Source organism: Pseudoalteromonas fenneropenaei (assembly GCF_042643375.1).
GTDB lineage: Bacteria > Pseudomonadota > Gammaproteobacteria > Enterobacterales > Alteromonadaceae > Pseudoalteromonas > Pseudoalteromonas fenneropenaei.
Window position 1 is genome coordinate 35762 of sequence record NZ_JBHRSD010000026.1, and the last position, 16710, is coordinate 52471.

The 16710-nt window shown below is 46.2% G+C and carries 16 protein-coding genes and 2 tRNA genes; 6 read left to right on the forward strand and 12 right to left on the reverse strand.

Annotation, left to right across the window (positions count from 1 at the left end):
• Positions 1-79 precede the first annotated feature (79 nt).
• The 5 genes from ACFOEE_RS14315 to ACFOEE_RS14335 form a co-directional block, all read right to left on the reverse strand.
• Positions 80-880 carry an arylamine N-acetyltransferase family protein gene (locus tag ACFOEE_RS14315; protein ID WP_377125570.1) on the reverse strand — a complete coding sequence of 267 codons (801 nt, stop codon included), beginning with the start codon at positions 878-880 and terminating at the stop codon, positions 80-82.
• A 214-nt stretch (positions 881-1094) separates the two neighbouring features.
• The gene (locus ACFOEE_RS14320; protein WP_377125572.1) at positions 1095-2183 is read right to left on the reverse strand and encodes an alkene reductase; all 1089 of its coding nucleotides are present in this window, start codon (positions 2181-2183) and stop codon (positions 1095-1097) included.
• 11 nt (positions 2184-2194) lie between these two features.
• Positions 2195-3103, reverse strand: a complete 909-nt coding sequence (locus tag ACFOEE_RS14325) for an EamA family transporter (protein ID WP_377125575.1) — start codon at positions 3101-3103, stop codon at positions 2195-2197.
• Positions 3100-3804 carry a uracil phosphoribosyltransferase gene (gene upp / locus ACFOEE_RS14330; protein WP_377125577.1) on the reverse strand — a complete coding sequence of 235 codons (705 nt, stop codon included), beginning with the start codon at positions 3802-3804 and terminating at the stop codon, positions 3100-3102. Before upp ends, ACFOEE_RS14325 begins: the two co-directional genes overlap by 4 nt.
• A gap of 45 nt (positions 3805-3849) precedes the next feature.
• Positions 3850-4527: a phosphoribosylanthranilate isomerase gene (locus tag ACFOEE_RS14335; protein ID WP_377125580.1), complete on the reverse strand. Its 678-nt coding sequence runs from the start codon at positions 4525-4527 to the stop codon at positions 3850-3852.
• 754 nt (positions 4528-5281) lie between these two features.
• Between ACFOEE_RS14335 and ACFOEE_RS14340 the strand changes: the two genes are divergently transcribed.
• Positions 5282-5355 (forward strand) — tRNA-Gly (locus tag ACFOEE_RS14340).
• Between the two features lie 27 nt (positions 5356-5382).
• Here ACFOEE_RS14340 and cysQ read toward each other — a convergent pair.
• Genes cysQ through cysG form a run of 6 tightly spaced genes read right to left on the reverse strand, consistent with a single transcriptional unit; the run spans position 5383 to position 12310 of the window.
• Positions 5383-6153 carry a 3'(2'),5'-bisphosphate nucleotidase CysQ gene (cysQ, locus tag ACFOEE_RS14345; RefSeq protein WP_377125583.1) on the reverse strand — a complete coding sequence of 257 codons (771 nt, stop codon included), beginning with the start codon at positions 6151-6153 and terminating at the stop codon, positions 5383-5385.
• A gap of 3 nt (positions 6154-6156) precedes the next feature.
• Positions 6157-6753 (reverse strand): adenylyl-sulfate kinase, encoded by a 597-nt coding sequence (gene cysC / locus ACFOEE_RS14350; protein ID WP_377125586.1) that lies wholly within the window; start codon positions 6751-6753, stop codon positions 6157-6159.
• 15 nt (positions 6754-6768) lie between these two features.
• Positions 6769-8493: an SLC13 family permease gene (locus ACFOEE_RS14355; protein WP_377125589.1), complete on the reverse strand. Its 1725-nt coding sequence runs from the start codon at positions 8491-8493 to the stop codon at positions 6769-6771.
• A gap of 30 nt (positions 8494-8523) precedes the next feature.
• Entirely contained in the window at positions 8524-9936 is a 1413-nt protein-coding gene (gene cysN, locus ACFOEE_RS14360) for a sulfate adenylyltransferase subunit CysN (protein WP_377125592.1), read from the reverse strand.
• The gene (gene cysD, locus ACFOEE_RS14365) at positions 9937-10836 is read right to left on the reverse strand and encodes a sulfate adenylyltransferase subunit CysD (protein ID WP_377125595.1); all 900 of its coding nucleotides are present in this window, start codon (positions 10834-10836) and stop codon (positions 9937-9939) included.
• 34 nt (positions 10837-10870) lie between these two features.
• Positions 10871-12310: a siroheme synthase CysG gene (cysG, locus tag ACFOEE_RS14370; protein WP_377125598.1), complete on the reverse strand. Its 1440-nt coding sequence runs from the start codon at positions 12308-12310 to the stop codon at positions 10871-10873.
• Positions 12311-12770: 460 nt separating this feature from the next.
• Between cysG and deoC the strand changes: the two genes are divergently transcribed.
• On the forward strand, positions 12771-13520 hold the full coding sequence (gene deoC / locus ACFOEE_RS14375; protein ID WP_377125677.1) for a deoxyribose-phosphate aldolase: 750 nt from the start codon (positions 12771-12773) through the stop codon (positions 13518-13520).
• Positions 13521-13590: 70 nt separating this feature from the next.
• Positions 13591-14091, forward strand: coding sequence for a hypothetical protein (locus tag ACFOEE_RS14380; RefSeq protein WP_377125680.1), 501 nt, complete (start codon positions 13591-13593; stop codon positions 14089-14091).
• Positions 14092-14098: 7 nt separating this feature from the next.
• Here the strand turns inward: ACFOEE_RS14380 and ACFOEE_RS14385 are convergent, their stop codons facing one another.
• Positions 14099-15262 (reverse strand): CsgG/HfaB family protein, encoded by a 1164-nt coding sequence (locus ACFOEE_RS14385; RefSeq protein WP_377125601.1) that lies wholly within the window; start codon positions 15260-15262, stop codon positions 14099-14101.
• A 241-nt stretch (positions 15263-15503) separates the two neighbouring features.
• Here ACFOEE_RS14385 and ACFOEE_RS14390 point away from each other — a divergent pair.
• From ACFOEE_RS14390 to nusG, 3 genes are all read left to right on the forward strand, one after another.
• A tRNA-Trp gene (locus tag ACFOEE_RS14390) sits at positions 15504-15580 on the forward strand.
• A gap of 129 nt (positions 15581-15709) precedes the next feature.
• Complete coding sequence (secE, locus tag ACFOEE_RS14395; protein WP_377125604.1) at positions 15710-16087, forward strand: preprotein translocase subunit SecE; 378 nt, start codon at positions 15710-15712, stop codon at positions 16085-16087.
• 4 nt (positions 16088-16091) lie between these two features.
• Positions 16092-16649, forward strand: a complete 558-nt coding sequence (gene nusG / locus ACFOEE_RS14400; RefSeq protein WP_377125607.1) for a transcription termination/antitermination protein NusG — start codon at positions 16092-16094, stop codon at positions 16647-16649.
• Positions 16650-16710: the final 61 nt, after the last annotated feature.

Below are 16710 nucleotides of genomic sequence, written 5' to 3' on the forward strand. Positions count from 1 at the left end.
TCTTGTGATGAAGGCTATAACGTGGCAAAGGCAGTAAAGTATGAATGGCAAAGGCCGCCAAAATAGCGGCCTTTGGGTGTTAGCGCATATTACGTTTAGCACGCTCAAACAGACGTTCAGCGTCATCACTGGTGATGGTGATGTTAAATATATCACGGATCACAGTGCGTAATTCCTCACCGCTTTGCAGTATCCGCTCATGGCTCAGCTGGGGTGAAAATACTTGTTCTTTAAACAGCAAGTTACGTAAGGTGTAACACTTACCAAGCAAACGACGCGACAAGACGAGATGCTGGACAAAACCAGAGTCGGGATGCTGGTGGCTATAAAAATGTGCAACATTACAATCACTTTCAAGTATTTCAATAAAATCAGCGCTATAAAGCACGAGTAATTCCGGCTCAACTAATGCGACTTCAACGTTTTGCTCAGTCACAGTAACTTTGTATTGATGGGTGTTGAGAGTGACCATGCCGCTTTGTGAAATAGGGATCAGACCAGCAGGACATTTAGAACCAAAACCGACGTCAAATAGGTAACGTTCACCTGCGAGTTCGACCATAGTTAGGCGGTGCGTTCTGGCATTACTTGGGTTGTTGTTAAGCTTGACGCGCGCTAATAACGGGGTGACGTTATAACCGAGAGATTGCAACGCCAAGTAGGCGAGCTTGTTTTGTTCAAAGCAATAGCCACCTTGTTTTTTGAGTACCAAGCGCTCAATTAGTGCCTCAGGATCGAGAGATAGAATATCCGCTTTCATGGCATTGATACTTGAGAAGCTGTAGGTGGCTAAGTGTTTTGCAATGATCTCATTTAATTGTGCAACTGAGTTATGGTGTTGAGTGAGTTGTAGTGAATCCAGATAAAGTTGGGTCGTCATTCGTATCATCCTTTTAATTCTCCAGTTCACTCTAAAACCTCAAGTTAAGCTGAGGTCAAGGACGTTAATTGATTTATTTCAAATTCGTGAAGGATTGTACCTTAATGAGGGAGTAGAAACGAGTTGTATAAAGGTTACATAAGGCGATGTATGACCAAGACAAGTAACAACTTGCCTTGATCATATGTGGTAGGAGAGTAGTCAGAGGTTTATGCTAAGCGAGCGCTGCTGTTTGTTGCAGGTTCGGGTATGTGGTGTAGCCATCCTCATCACCACCATAGAATTTGCTACTATCCAACTCATTAAATTCGGCGCCGATGCGTACCCGTTCCACGAGATCAGGGTTGGCAACAAATAATGCACCAAATGCAACACCATCGCAGAGTTCAGCTGCAAGTACTTGCTCGGCAACAGTGGGACTGACAGGGCCATCCTGCCAACTTTTATGTGGATTGAGAATTAAACTGCCTTGCCACAGGGCACGAATGATTTCGGTTTGGGGGCGATTTGCCGCTTCCATAATATGTAAGTAAGCCAGATTTTTAGGCAAGCTATTCACCAGCGCTTCGTACAATGCAGCACTATCGGTTTCTGCGATGTCGTTGTAGCTGTTTTCGGGCGAGATCCGCACACCCACTCTAGCAGCACCTATTGCTTCGCATACCGCAGCTATCACCTCGCGCGTTAGGCGTAAGCGGTTATCTATTGAGCCGCCATATTCGTCATCGCGACTATTACAATTGGTAGCCATAAATTGATGCAGTAAAAAGCCATTGCCTGCATGAATTTCAATTCCGTCAAAACCTGCCGCGATCGCGTATTGAGCACTTTGGGCAAAGTCTTTAACGGTGTCGATGATATCTTGTTTGGTCATCGCTTTGGGTGTGGGGTAAGGCTGTGGTCCCATACTTGTATAAGCTTCTCCTTTTGCAGCAATGGCCGATGGTGCAAGTGATTGGTGAGCGCTGGGATAAAGTGATGGGTGGCCAATGCGTCCAGCATGCATTAGCTGCGCTACGATTTTGCCACCTTGATGGTGCACTGCTTGTGTCACGCGGCGCCAACTTTGTGCTTGAGCTGGGTTATGTAAACCCGGTGAGTTCATAAAACCTTGGCCGACTTGATTGGGTTGTATGCCTTCAGAAATAATCAGACCAGCACTGGCTCGTTGGCCATAATAAGTCGCCATCATGGCCGTTGCGCAGCCATCTTCGGTGGCGCGGTTGCGGCTCATAGGTGCCATCACGAAACGGTTGCTGCTGATAATGTTGCCATAGCTGACGGGTTGAAATAGCTTGTTCATAAAGTTTATCCTTAATTTTTAGCGGAACTCAATGCGTCTGGTTGAGTGGTTGTGGAGCGTTTTAAAAGCTGTTGCTGTGAAATAATGATGGCGAAAATAATCACCCCAGCCCCAAGTAGCTGTAGTGCATTTAGTTTTTCATCCAAAATCAGGTAGCCCAATAATGTTGCTGCGATTGGGCTGGCGAAGGAAATAAACGACACAGTGACAACGGGTAGTTTTTCAATCGCTTTGAACCATAAAACATACGCTAGTAATGCGCCTACTAAACTTAAGTAGCTGTAACCAATTATATTTTTAATTGTGAAATGGGTTGGCATACCTTCTTGTAAGAGCGCAAACGGCAATAAAAATAGCCCACCGACGACCAATTGCCAGCCAGTAAACGTGGGCAGTGAAACATCTTGTGGTTTTCCCCACTTTTTGGTGAAAACGATACCGGTAGCCATCAACGCGGCACCGCTAAGTCCCGCGATAATACCAGGGAAACTCAACGAGCTATGAGGTTTGATAACTAATAAAGCGACGCCAATGGCAGCGACTACGCATGCAATAAACTGGCGAGGTAAAAGTTTGTTGTTAAGTACTAAGGTGCCGAGCAACATTACTATGATTGGTTGGCATGACATGACTAATGCGGCAACTCCACCGGGTAACAGGTAAGCTGCGTAAAAAAGACAGTAAAAAAAGCCACCAATGTTTAAAACACCAAGGACAATGGCTCTAAACCACCAGATCCCGGAGGGTAGTTGACGAGAAAATAAGAGTAATAGGATCCCAGCAGGCAGTGCGCGTAGCATGGAGGCAACTAGGGGCTTGTTTTCAACCAGTAATTGAGTTGTAACTATGTAGGTACTCCCCCAGATGATAGGGGCGAGACTCGCCACCATCATCCAAAAGAGCAATGCTCGATTGCTCATGTTGCCCCCTTATCTGTTGTGCCAAAATAACGGTCACCAAAATCCCCAATGCCCGGCAGCATAAATGCGTGCTCATTTAAGCGCTGTTCAATGGAGGACGTCACTATTTGTAAGCGTGGAAAGCGCGTGCAGAGGTATTCGATACCTGGCGGTGAACAGAGTAAATTGACCAAAATGATCCGCTCTTCCAGCACGCCGGCGTCCAGTAGTACTTGAATAGCGCATGCTGCAGAACCACCAGTGGCCAACATAGGCTCAAACACCAAGACGTGACAATCGGCAATGTCGTCTGGCAACTTTGAATAGTAAAGTTTCGGTTGTTTGGTCAAGGGATTACGTTGAATAAGAATTTTCCCAATGGGAATTTTCAAATCAATATGGCGAAGTTCGTTTTCCATACTTTCACCCGCGCGTACCACCGAAACCGCACAAAGTGGGTTTGCGAGTTGTTTGCCTCGATAAATCGCGCCTACCGGTGTCGTGACTGACAAATCATCAAACGGCAGTAGCTCGAAGCTTTTTTCGATTAACAAACGAAAAACTTGGTCAGCGTGGAAGATGAACTGACTTTTTGTCGCTGTTTTATCGCGCATTTTGGCATGTAACGATTTTAAGCGATTGGTTTGTTCAAGCTCTACAACAGTGTTAAAAGCCTGACTCACATTCAAATCGAATGACAGAGCCGCAGAATTATTAGACATGATTCTCTCCTTGAGGTAGCCAAGCATCGGCTTGGCTCAGGTCAGTTAAGCAGTAATTTCGGCAAAGGCTTTTTCTGCCTCAGCGATAAATTTAGCGATTTTGGCTGGATCTTTGCGACCATCCGCGCCTTCAAGGCCGGTATGCGCGTCGATTGCTGCGGGACGCACTTGGCGAATTGCTTCTGCGACATTGTCTGGATTCAAGCCGCCAGCCATCATGAGTGGTTTAGGTGAACGACGTACCAGTTCGGCACTGACTTCCCAGTTATGAGTTAAACCAGTTGCGCCTTTGGCACCAGTTCTTGGGTCAAAAGTATCAGTGATGAACATGTCGACATATTCTGCTACTTCGTCCACCAAGCTTAATAGCTCTTCGGCGTTATCTTCTTTCACTACTAGACTTTTTAGGATGAACAAATCCGGGCGCATTGCGCGTAGTTTTGCCAACTCCTTGGTCGTGATATCACCATGTAGCTGTACAGCTTTTACCCCTAGTTGACTACAAAATGTGCTTACTTCATCAGCTTCAAGCATGTAGCTGATTAATACACCCGCTTGATTTGGTGTTAGCTGCTTGATGATGTTGATGGCTTCAGACTCAGTAATGTCATCTTTTCCAGAAGGTAAACGCAGTGGAAAACCGAGCCAGTCGATGCCGCTATCTAGTACTAGCTGCGCTTCTTTTGTATCGATAATACCTGCTACTTGAATGATGTTTTTCATGGTAAAGCTCCTTTTAGATTTTAAAGTTAATTTTCCACTACCTAGTAAGAACGTCCTTGTTCAAGAAATGTCCTTATGCATTGGATGAACTCAACTCACACCAAGGCGAACAAATCTTCACTGTTTATTGCACCGTGCAATTCGTGGAGGATGTTTTGTCTTGATGTAAAGATATTGCGAATATCTGTTTGTGTCAAGTATCTTTATGTAAAGATATTTAAATTAATTTTATCTTTGTTATAAATTGACAGTTTTACTGGGCTGGCGGCGTATTCAGGGAGGTACTTATTTAACCTCAGGTTTGTATAAGAAATAGTGCAAAACTTAATAAAACAATAACTTAGCAATCTTTTATATTTCTAGCTTGATATTTTTGTCTGAATTCAAGGCATTTTGGAGCTGGAATAGCGAGCTATTTCGCTTCAAAATAACGCAGAAGTCAGTAAAAATAGCACCTAGAAACGCATTACTTATGCGAAGCTGAGGTTATTTACCTTTGCTCTGGTTATCGCTGCGCGATAGGTGTGCGCTTAGATGGCTAGGGTAATAATTTTGAGATACAAGGAAGGGGCTGGTATTACTGCGGTGGTGTTTTTCAGATAAGGAGGGGAGGATTCAGTAGATGAAACGTGTATTGGTGGTTTGAAGGTAATCAATATCATCCAGAGTGCCAATATTATCCTCTGGAGTAATTGACAAACTATTTTTATCTCAGTAACTTAGAACTCACCAACCAGCTAAGTTGGTGAGTATTGCGGGTGTAGTTCAATGGTAGAATGAGAGCTTCCCAAGCTTTAGACGTGGGTTCGATTCCCATCACCCGCTCCAATCTTTAATCCCTGCACCAAGCCTAGCTTAAGATTCCAATCGCGAGACTACAAAATACGGATTCAAATAGCTGTCTTTTTGATTGTAGCGCAGTGGTGTGCCATCTAATTGGCTTACACGTGCACCAGCAATAGCTGCGACGGCATGGCCTGCGGCAGTATCCCATTCACTGGTGGGGCCAAGCCGTGGATACACATCCGCAGCACCTTCTGCGACTAAACACAGCTTGAGCGAACTGCCTTTTGGCACCATGTCGACGTCTTCAAATTGACTGAGGTAATCTGCTAAGTCAGGTGAAGGATGCGAGCGCGAGCCAACCACCTTAATAGTGCCTTGATTTGGCACTTTAGTGACTTTAAGTTCAATGCGTGCTTCACCACATTCACGAAACGCACCTATCGCTTCGGCGGCTAAGTAGCTGACATTAAGTGCGGGGGCATGTACTACGCCAAGCACAGGTTCGCCGTTTTTGATTAGCGCGATATTGACGGTAAACTCGCCATTTTTCTTGATAAATTCTTTGGTGCCATCAATTGGGTCAACTAACCAATAGCGCTGCCATTGTTGTCGCTCTTGCCAACTAATTGAGGCATTTTCTTCGCTGAGCACAGGGATCTCTGGAGTCAACTCGGCGAGCTTGGCGGCAATGATGCGATGAGCGGCCAAATCGGCATCGGTGACAGGACTGTTATCGTCTTTGTATTCGACCGTAAAGTCTTTGGCGTAAATGGTCATGATGGCTTTGCCGGCATCGCGGGCAAGATGCAAGATCTCCTCAAGCAGCTCCGTTTGGTTCATGGCTTATCCTATGATGTTGTGCTCTTTCAAATAACTCAGTAACGTTTGGATTGAATCGTTGAGTTGACCGCGGCTGGTGTCGATACGCACTTCTGGCGCAAGCGGTGGCTCGTAGCTTGAGTCTATGCCAGTAAAGTGTTTGATTTCGCCCGCTCTGGCCTTTTTATAGAGACCTTTAGGGTCACGCGCTTCACACACATCCAAAGGGGTATCAAGGAACACTTCGATAAATTCGCCGTCGCCAACTAACGCCCTAACCATATCACGTTCTGCTTGGAAGGGGGAAATAAACGCCGTTAATACCACTAAGCCCGCATCAACCATGAGCTTGGCCACTTCACCAACGCGGCGGATATTCTCCACTCGGTCGGCATCGCTAAAGCCTAAATCACGGCACAAACCGTGGCGCACATTGTCACCGTCAAGCAAGTAAGTGTGCACGCCTAATTGCTGCAGCGCACTTTCTAATGCGCCAGCGACTGTGCTTTTGCCGGAGCCTGAGTAACCAGTAAACCATAAAATACAAGGCTTGTGGCGCTTTTGCTCACTGCGGGATGTTTTAGAAACGGCATAGTTATGCCAAACAATGTTTTCATCCATTAACTGATTCACTCATTAAAACGGAAAGACCATAGGGATCAAAGTCAGTACTGTGATGCAATAAACCACAGACAAAGGTAGCCCCATTGCAACATAATCACGCACGCGATAATTACCCGCGCTATACACCATTAAATTGGTTTGATAACCGAATGGCGAAATAAAACTCGCTGAGGCACCAAACGCCACCGCCATTACAAACGGCAGTGGATTCACGCCAAAACCGACCGCTAGAGCGTAAGCAACTGGAAATGACAGCGCCGCTGCGGCATTGTTGGTGATAAGCTCGGTAAATAATACGGTCATCAAAAAAATCGCGATAAAAGCACCATACGGGCCAAAATCACCAAGTACGGCAAATAAACCGGCGGAGATCTGCGCTGCAAGGCCAGTATCTATCATCAGTTTTGCCAAACCAATGGCACTACCCACAATGGCGACCAAATCGACTGGAAAGCGGCGCTTCATCTCATTCACTTTAATTGCGCCACTTAAACACAGCGCTAATAACAGTACCATTAGGCCTTTTACCATAGGCACAAGATCAAACACACTGAACGCCAATACGGCAACAAAACCCGCCATCACCATATTTGACTGTTTTGGTGCCAAATGAGTTTGGAGGTCTAAGCCAGAAATATACACAAACTCGCGTTTAAGGTTTGGTAACTCATAAAACTGTTCACTGGGCGCTAGAATTAACGAGTCGCCGGCTTGCAGCTGCACGTGACCAAGGCCACCTTGCAAACGGTCATGACCGCGGCGGATAGCGATCACCGCGGCATGAAATTGCTCACGAAAACGTACTTCTTTAACGGTTTTACCAAGAAACTTCGACGACTGACTGATCACCACCTCAACCAGATGATTGACGTCTTTTTCGTGTTTGTCGTGGACTACCTTGAGGCCATCAAAGCGCTGCAATAGTGGCACGGAATGAATATCACCGACAAACAACAGCACATCGCCTTCTAGGATCTCTTGCTGCGGTGTGACGGCACAAATACGGCGTTCACCACGAATGATTTCCGCTAAAAACAGCGCTTTTAAATCCCGCAGGCCATTTTCTTCCACGGTACGGCCAATAAGCTTTGAATCTGCTTGGACTTTCCCTTCAAGGTAGAAAGGCACCACTTCTTGGTTCTTTTTGCCATTGTCGGGCAAGTATTTGAGCATCACCATAATGGTGATTAAACCAACCAGCAACGCACCTAAGCCGACTAAGGTAAAATCGAAAAAGCCTAATGGCGCCATACCTGCCTCAACCGCAAAACCGTTAACGATAAGATTCGTCGAGGTGCCGATGAGTGTCAGGGTGCCACCCAGAATGGCGGTGTAAGACAGTGGCAATAGCAGCTTAGACGGGCTGTGCGTTTGACTGTCTTTGACGGCGCTGATAAGCGATGCGACGACCGCGGTATTATTGGTAAAAGAAGACAAAAATGCAGTGGAAACACCCAGCTTCAAGACCGAGCGATTCAGGCTGCCATTGGCGAGGCTGCGCGCGAGGTATTGAATTAGGGTGGTTTTTTCCACCGCAATAGATACCAAGATCAACAATACTAAGGTGATCAAGGACGGATTAGCATAATTGCTAAGCATGTTTTCCAGTGAAATCAGACCAGCCAGATATGCAGTACAGATGGCGCCGACAAATAACCAAGCCGGATTAAGGCGAGTGCCAAATAGGCACCCCACCAATACCACCATAATGCCTGACAAAACGAGCTGATCATACATAGTGTAAAACTTCCTTAGCGACTAATGCGCTTATAACTTACTGATATCAAGCGCTTGCCAATGCGGGAAGTGCTTGCGAACCAGAGCATTGAATTCCACTTCAAACTCACTGAACTGACTACGTGGTTGCGACTGAGTGGTGGCAATTGCTTCAATCATGCCAGCTCCAACGGTGAGGTTGGAGAGTCTGTCGATAAGGATGAATGCACCCATTTCACGATTGTTGCGGTACAGATCAGCCACGATAGTTTCAGTTAATTCCAGCGTCACAATCGCGATTTCATTCAATTGCAGATTGTCTGCGCTGCCATGAGCAAGCGTGTTGACGTCGATGGTGTAATCAATGCTTTTCACAATTGCCGAAGTGCGCTTGCTGGCGAGCTTAAAGTTATAGGTTTTACCTAATACCAATGGCGCGTCGTGCATCCACACTAATTTAGCTTGGACTTGGTTGCTGACTTCTGCGCTCGATTCAGCAGGCACAATCACATCGCCACGGCTGATATCGATTTCATCGTTCAGGGTAATGGTAAAGGCTTGGCCCGCTTCGGCCGTTGCTAGATTACCATCAAAGGTAACTAATTCTTTGATGGTAGAGCGTTTACCTGAAGGTAACACCTTGATGGCTTGGCCAGCGGCCAGCGTACCTGAGCTTAAGGTGCCTTGGAAACCACGAAAATCTAGGTTTGGACGGAGCACGTACTGCACAGGGAAGCGCGCTTCAAAGCTATGATTTGCTTCTGCTGCTGGAGAATCTTCCAGTAGTTCTAACAGCGGTTGCTCGTTGTACCAAGGCATGTGTGCCGAGCGGCTCACCACGTTATCGCCTTTCAAAGCAGAAATAGGCACAAACTTAATGTCTTTTACATTGAGTTGCTCAGCAAATTTCAGGTACTCGGCTTTGATGCGGTTAAATACCGCTTCATCAAAACCTACGATATCCATTTTATTGATAGCCACCACAAATTGCGCAATCCCCAAAGAATCACAGATAAAGCTGTGACGCTTGGTTTGTACTTGCACACCATAGCGCGCATCAACAAGAATAATCGCTAAATCTGAGGTTGACGCACCGGTCACCATATTGCGCGTGTATTGCTCATGACCTGGGGTGTCAGCAATAATAAATTTGCGTTTGGCAGTTGAGAAATAACGGTACGCTACGTCAATGGTGATCCCTTGCTCACGCTCGGCTTGTAGGCCGTCAACGAGTAAGGCTAAATCCAGTTCATCGCCGGCGTTACCCACTTTCTCATTGTCACGATGCAGCGCGGCCAGCTGATCTTCATAGATTTGGTGGCTGTCATGGAGTAAACGACCGATCAGGGTAGATTTACCATCGTCAACGCTACCACAGGTCATCATCCGCAACAGGCTTTTGCTTTGTTGACGCGATAAATAGGCTTCAATACCCAGTTCTTTGACTTCATTCGCGGTTGACATTTAGAAGTACCCCTCACGTTTTTTCTTTTCCATTGACCCAGCTGAATCGTGGTCAATCACCCGACCTTCACGCTCTGATGAGGTCGACAATAGCATTTCTTCGATAATTCCAGTTAACGTATCAGCGGTTGATTCTACTGCACCCGTTAACGGATAACAGCCAAGCGTGCGAAAACGCACTGACTTCATTTCTGGTACTTCGCCTTCTTCAAGTGGCATACGGTCATCATCAACCATGATCAAAGTACCGTTACGTCGTACCACAGGGCGCGGTTTGGACAAGTACAGTGGCACGATTTCAATGCCTTCTTGGTAGATGTATTGCCACACATCTAACTCAGTCCAGTTCGACAACGGGAACACCCGAATGCTTTCACCCGGATTGATTTGGCTGTTGTAGTTGTTCCATAGTTCTGGACGTTGGTTCTTTGGGTCCCAGCGATGGTGTTTATCACGGAATGAGTAAACACGCTCTTTAGCACGGGATTTTTCCTCGTCACGGCGCGCCCCACCAAACGCAGCGTCAAAGCCGTATTTATCTAAGGCTTGTTTCAAACCTTGGGTTTTCATGACGTCGGTATGTTTCGCTGAGCCATGCACAAACGGGCTGATGCCCATTGCCATACCTTCAGGGTTTTTATGAACCAACAAGTCAAAACCATATTCTTTGGCAAGACGGTCACGAAACTCGATCATTTCGCGGAATTTCCAGTCAGTGTCCACGTGTAATAATGGGAAAGGAATTTTACCTGGGTAAAAAGCCTTACGTGCCAAGTGCAGTAACACCGACGAGTCTTTACCAATCGAGTAGAGCATGACTGGGTTTTCGAACTCAGCGGCGACTTCACGGATAATTCTGATACTTTCAGCTTCGAGTTGCTGAAGATGCGTTAAAGCCATGTTCGTCGTCCTACTTCAAACTGTTTAAATTTAACTATGCCACACTCGTGTCAGCATGGCTGACCGTGGTGAGCGCCTGGGCAAAACTGGCGGTTTGCGCGGTATTGCCAAACCAGGCTAATTCTTTATGCAGCGCTGCCACTTCACCGATAATCAGCAAAGCGGGTGATTGGATCTGATGCGCTTCTATAGTGCTTGCTAATTCGTTGAGCCTAGTGCTGACTACACGTTGATTGGCGCGTGTACCATTTTCTACTATCGCGACTGGCGTGTCTGCACCGCGGCCATGCGCTAATAACTGTGCTTGAATATACGGCGACTTCACTACCCCCATATACACAGCTAAGGTTTGATTTGGTTTAGCTAATGACTGCCAATCTAAATCTTGTCCGTCTTTTTTACAGTGTCCAGTCACAAACTGGATAGCTTGTGCGTGATCACGATGGGTAAGTGGAATCCCTGCATAAGCGCTACAGCCTGCAGCAGCGGTAATGCCCGGCACTATCTGATAGCGCACTTGATGACGCGCTAACTCTTGAACTTCTTCACCGCCACGACCGTAAATAAACGGGTCACCACCTTTAATGCGGCACACTTTCTTGCCTTGCTGGGCAAGCTTTACTAACAAGTTATTGGTGTCTTCCTGTGCCACACTGTGGTCGCCCATGCGTTTACCAACACAAATAAGTTCTGCATCACGACGCACTAACTCCATAATTTCGTCAGAAACCAAGTAGTCGTATACCACCACATCCGCTTGTTGCATTAACTGCAGTGCTTTTAAGGTCAATAATTCTGGGTCGCCAGGGCCTGCGCCAACAATATACACTTCGCCTTGAGGCTCAGGTTGAGCATCAAGTAATGCTTCGAGTTGCTGCGTAGCGGCGACTTGATCGCCGCGTTGCACATCACTGACCACGGTAGAGTCAAATACTTGTTCCCAAAACTGGCGGCGGTCTGCGAGATTGCTAAAGCGTGCTTTGACTTTGTCGCGAAACGTACCCACCAACTCGGCTAATGGACCAATATGTTGTGGGATCAAAGTCTCTAGTTTTTCCCGTAAGCGGCGTGCTAGCACAGGTGCTGTACCTGCACTTGAAATGGCAATCGTGACAGGTGAGCGGTCAACAATAGAGGGGAAAATAAACGAGCAGCGCGGCTGATCATCGACCACATTAACAAAAATATGTTGGGCTTCTGCAGCAGCGAACACGGCTTGATTGACGTCTTCATTGTCGGTTGCTGCTATCACTAACATGGCACCTGTCAATTGCGTTGGGTTGAACTCTGCCTCAAGCAGAGTGACTTGTGCGCTATCAAACTGATAGAAATCTGGGTGAAAATGCAATGCGACGACGGTCAATTGCGCCTTAGCCTTCAACAACGCGCGACATTTGCGCAGTGCTACCTCGCCACCGCCGATAACGACGACAGGTTTATTCTCTAACTTGGTAAAGATAGGTAAGTACTGCACTTGGCTTTCCTCGAACATCACAATGGTGCTTATATTTCAGGTTTGCAGGATATAGTGAGGCATTTCGACAAAAAAATAATAAAAATAGCCTCCATATATCTAAAAGTTATAAAAACCAAATTTATTGGCCAGAACAGCATAAATACAAGCACTTGATACATAGGGCGAGCTAAACTCAGCTTAGAGGGTTTGGTTATGAGATATGCCTTTCTTACTTGTCGTTGCTGCGATGGAGACTGTGTCTCCTCATCCCAATTATATAGTAGGCCTAGGCTGATGGGGATCTGCTTATTTGTCGCGTACCGGCAACGTCAAGTAAAGTGGACATACGCAAAGCGTTTATTCTCGCTTAAACGCTTAAATAAGCAGCGAGAATATTGCTTTACGGACATTTGTCCTGTGGCAAAGTGGCAAGATATTTTTTACTGAACAGAGTTTAATCTTTGTAGGATTTGAGATGATGAGTGACTTAACGGCAGTGGCCCGACAAGCACTAAGCTTAATGGATTTAACCTCGCTCAATAGCGATGACACTGAGCATTCGATTAAGGCCATGTTAGACAGTATTCAGCCTGAGCTAGGCTTACCGGCCGCGGTATGTGTTTATCCACGCTTTGTTGCTTTGTGTAAGCAAGAATTACGGGCGCGTGATTGGACTACTATCAAAGTAGCAACTGTAACAAATTTCCCGCACGGGAATCTTGCGTTGCAAAAAGTGCTTGAAGAAACGCGAGCTGCGATTGCTGATGGCGCCGATGAAATTGATTTAGTCATGCCTTATCAACAGCTCCTAGCGGATGATGCGGATACCCCGTGGCAATACATTAAATCGAGTAAACAGCTCTGTGGTGATGCAGTTAAACTGAAAGTCATTATAGAAAGTGGTGAGCTGCAAACGCCTGCTTTGATTGCACAAGCGAGCGAAATCGCGATTTTGGCGGGGGCAGACTTTATTAAAACCAGTACAGGTAAAGTACCGGTTAATGCTACTTTAGCGGCTGCTGAAGTGATGTTAAACAGCATTATTAAATGCCAAAAAGCGGTTGGCTTTAAAGCTGCGGGCGGGGTAAAAACTGTGGCAGAGGCAGCACCTTATTTAGCGCTAGCAACACGCTTGATGGGTGCTGATTGGCTTCACGCAACGCATTTTCGTTTTGGTGCATCGAGTTTACTGCGCGATGTTTACCAACATTTAAGCACGATTCGGTAGTACAAACATCGACTAAACGAGGTTTTTTCTTTAGCATCGACTGTCACAGCGGGTGAGGTGCATGATGAATTTGTTACGCGACAGTGAGAAAGAAAAACTGCAACTTGAACATGACGCAGCCAAGCTGTTTATGCGTTTGTATGAACAGCAGTTTGCCATTCCGATGCGGCATATTTGGCATAATGAACCCAGTAAACCTGATGTCAGTTGCTATTTAGGCGAAACACGCTTAGACCTTGAAATTGCACATCTTTATGCAAGTGAAACCGAAGCTATGGCGCTGTTAGGGCGGCCTTTATCGGTTGCCATGCAGCGCGATATCGCAGCGATGGCGCAAACGCCTGACTGCGACCATCTCAGCCAAGCTTTGACGCGCTTACTGAAACAAAAATTCAAGAAAAGTTATCACAGTGAACGAGTGTGGTTGGTTGTTCGCAATGCCAGTCCACTTTGGCATCGCGCCGATTTAGCGCACGTACTGAGTGAACTGCATTTGCCGCCGCAACAGCCATTTGAACAGATCTGGCTGATCTGCGATTTTTTCGGCAAAGAAGGTCTTTGCCGCATGTAGGGATAGGTTAGTTGCTGCCGTCGACACCGAAATAACTACCTAGAGATTTCATTCCAGCTGCATTGCTTTGTGCAATACATTCTGATTTATCCAAGGCCTCTTTGGTTGTTTTATCAGCTAGCCCTGTGACCGCAAAGCCGTTCTCGCCTTGATAAGCGCGTAGCGCCGCCACCGTCGGGCGATCGTAGCTGACATCATCTACTTCGAAATCTTCGTATTCAGGTTTATTTTTCAAATACCCTAGGCAAACTAAATGAATGCGTGACATAGCAATATTCATTTTTTCTACCCGAGTTAAACGACCTGTTGGCACGCTAAATTCATCTTGAGGCTTAGCTTGCACTTTTTTTGCCGCCACTGGTGCCTTTGCTACACTTGCCTGCCCATGCACGGGTTGATTATTTGGGTCATAGCGATAATAGCTGGCAGGTACTTTACCTTCTAGAAAAGCAACCGCTTTAATAATTACTTCCCGCAGTGCTTTTTCTTTTGGGGTGTTAGACCAACCGCTTAAGCCGCCGCCCATAATCGAGCCGCCAAAGTTAAGGGCTGCTGCTGAGAAATCGAAGTCTGTGGTACCCCCTTCGATGTTGGTCGCCGCTAAAATTCGTGAGGTACGGGTATCAATAAGACGAATATCGACAGCCATGTGAGCACCAGAGAAACCCGCGGATACCGTGCTTATCATGTTACCAACCCAACCACCGCCGCCAACTGAGCCACCAGACGCATTGTCTTTAAACTCGGTGACAGAGGCGACCACAACAATTTCCGCTCCTTCGATCTCACCGTAGGCTGCTGCCGTGTCTTGGCTTACTCGCCCCATGGCCGCAAGATCTTGTTCTGCAGTCACGGCATCTAGCGCTTGGCGCTCCAGTACGATAAAACGATTGGTATTGAATAAAGCGGTAGTGAGCTGATCTGCCATGCCATCGCCAATTTCTTTATTGTACCAATAAGCATTATTTGATTTATCAGTAAAGCGGGCAACAGCAATGCGTGCTTTTGGACCGTCATAGGCTTGTTTAGCAACTTCATTGACGTTAGGCGTCGAGGATTGTTTGGTGAAGGTACTAGAACCGGATGAAGTAGAATTACAAGCGACCAACAGGCTTAATAATGGCGTGATAAGAATAGGGTAGAGTTTACGATTAAACAGATTATTGAACATATGCAGACATCCTTGCGTAAAAATTCGGGACATAAATTAAACTGAATAATGTCTTTTCGTCAATAAAAACAATCATTATTTCGTAGAGTTTTCAAAAGAGTACCAGAGATACTCAGTCTTCTGTAGGGGACGCGACTAACATTTCAGTTGAGGTGAATGCGGAACGCAGGGAATTTTGTCCAAGGCGATGTTTTGCTCTTGTTTTAACGCTGAGTGTCAGTATAATGAGCATCCACTTTGCAGGGGCGTAGTTCCAATTGGTAGAACAGCGGTCTCCAAAACCGATGGTTGCGGGTTCGAGTCCTGCCGCCCCTGCCACTTAATTCAATAGTCCAAGTCTAAAATAATGTTTGTTTTTCCGAAAAAAGCACTTATTTCTAAATTTGGATTGAATGACTTACCCTGTCTGATGCAGGGTTGTTGTGTCTGTATTAAAGGTAATAAGCTATGAGCACGAATGTTGAAACCCCGTCAAGCTCGATGGACACGGTTAAATGGTTAGTTGCAGCGGTGCTATTAAGTGCCGCGGTAGTGGGTAACTACATGTACGCAGATCTTTCTGTGCTAGTACGTGCAGTAGGCGTTGTCGTAGCAATCGCAGCCGCGCTTGGTATTGCAGCTACCACAGAGAAAGGTAAAACTTTTATCGCGTTTGCCAAAGAAGCGCGTATTGAAGTGCGTAAAGTCGTATGGCCAACGCGTCAAGAAGCGATGCACACTACCTTCATCGTATTGATTGCAACCGTAGTGATGGCACTTATCCTGTGGGGATTGGATGGCATTTTATTCCGCGTTGTGGGCTATTTAACTGGAGTGGAGATCTAATCCCATGTCTGAAGAGAATAAAGAAAGAAAATTGCGTTGGTACGTTATTCAAGCTTTTTCTGGTTTTGAAAAACGTGTTGCGCAAACCATTCTTGAGCACATTAAAATCGAGGGATTGGAAGAGTATTTCGGTGAGATTTTAGTTCCGACCGAAGAAGTTGTTGAGATGCGAGCCGGTCAAAAGCGCAAGTCTGAGCGTAAATTTTTCCCAGGCTACGTGTTAGTCGAAATGGAAATGAACGACAAGTCATGGCACTTAGTGAACAATACACCACGTGTTATGGGCTTTGTGGGTGGTACTTCGGATCGCCCAGCGCCAATCAGCAAGAAAGAAGCTGACCGTATTCTTAATCGCTTACAAGAGAATATCAACGCACCTAAGCCTGCTAAAATGTATGAGCCAGGTGAAGTGGTACGTGTTACTGATGGTCCATTTGCCGATTTCAGTGGTGTGGTTGAAGAAGTGGATTATGAAAAGAGCCGCTTAAAAGTATCGGTACTAATTTTCGGTCGCTCTACCCCGGTTGAACTTGAGTTTGGTCAAGTAGAACAAGACAGATAAGCTGCGCGCAAAAAACACGCGATATCGCAGTTGAAATATTGCAAAAGGCCGCTGATTAACT

What these genes read in the sequence shown, in the direction of transcription:
- ACFOEE_RS14315 (WP_377125570.1), bottom strand. Translation starts at nt 880, where the DNA reads ATGACGACCCAACTTTATCTGGATTCACTACAACTCACTCAACACCAT.
- ACFOEE_RS14320 (WP_377125572.1), bottom strand. Translation starts at nt 2,183, where the DNA reads ATGAACAAGCTATTTCAACCCGTCAGCTATGGCAACATTATCAGCAGC.
- ACFOEE_RS14325 (WP_377125575.1), bottom strand. Translation starts at nt 3,103, where the DNA reads ATGAGCAATCGAGCATTGCTCTTTTGGATGATGGTGGCGAGTCTCGCC.
- upp (WP_377125577.1), bottom strand. Translation starts at nt 3,804, where the DNA reads ATGTCTAATAATTCTGCGGCTCTGTCATTCGATTTGAATGTGAGTCAG.
- ACFOEE_RS14335 (WP_377125580.1), bottom strand. Translation starts at nt 4,527, where the DNA reads ATGAAAAACATCATTCAAGTAGCAGGTATTATCGATACAAAAGAAGCG.
- cysQ (WP_377125583.1), bottom strand. Translation starts at nt 6,153, where the DNA reads ATGAACCAAACGGAGCTGCTTGAGGAGATCTTGCATCTTGCCCGCGAT.
- cysC (WP_377125586.1), bottom strand. Translation starts at nt 6,753, where the DNA reads ATGGATGAAAACATTGTTTGGCATAACTATGCCGTTTCTAAAACATCC.
- ACFOEE_RS14355 (WP_377125589.1), bottom strand. Translation starts at nt 8,493, where the DNA reads ATGTATGATCAGCTCGTTTTGTCAGGCATTATGGTGGTATTGGTGGGG.
- cysN (WP_377125592.1), bottom strand. Translation starts at nt 9,936, where the DNA reads ATGTCAACCGCGAATGAAGTCAAAGAACTGGGTATTGAAGCCTATTTA.
- cysD (WP_377125595.1), bottom strand. Translation starts at nt 10,836, where the DNA reads ATGGCTTTAACGCATCTTCAGCAACTCGAAGCTGAAAGTATCAGAATT.
- deoC (WP_377125677.1), top strand. Translation starts at nt 12,771, where the DNA reads ATGAGTGACTTAACGGCAGTGGCCCGACAAGCACTAAGCTTAATGGAT.
- ACFOEE_RS14385 (WP_377125601.1), bottom strand. Translation starts at nt 15,262, where the DNA reads ATGTTCAATAATCTGTTTAATCGTAAACTCTACCCTATTCTTATCACG.
- secE (WP_377125604.1), top strand. Translation starts at nt 15,710, where the DNA reads ATGAGCACGAATGTTGAAACCCCGTCAAGCTCGATGGACACGGTTAAA.
- nusG (WP_377125607.1), top strand. Translation starts at nt 16,092, where the DNA reads ATGTCTGAAGAGAATAAAGAAAGAAAATTGCGTTGGTACGTTATTCAA.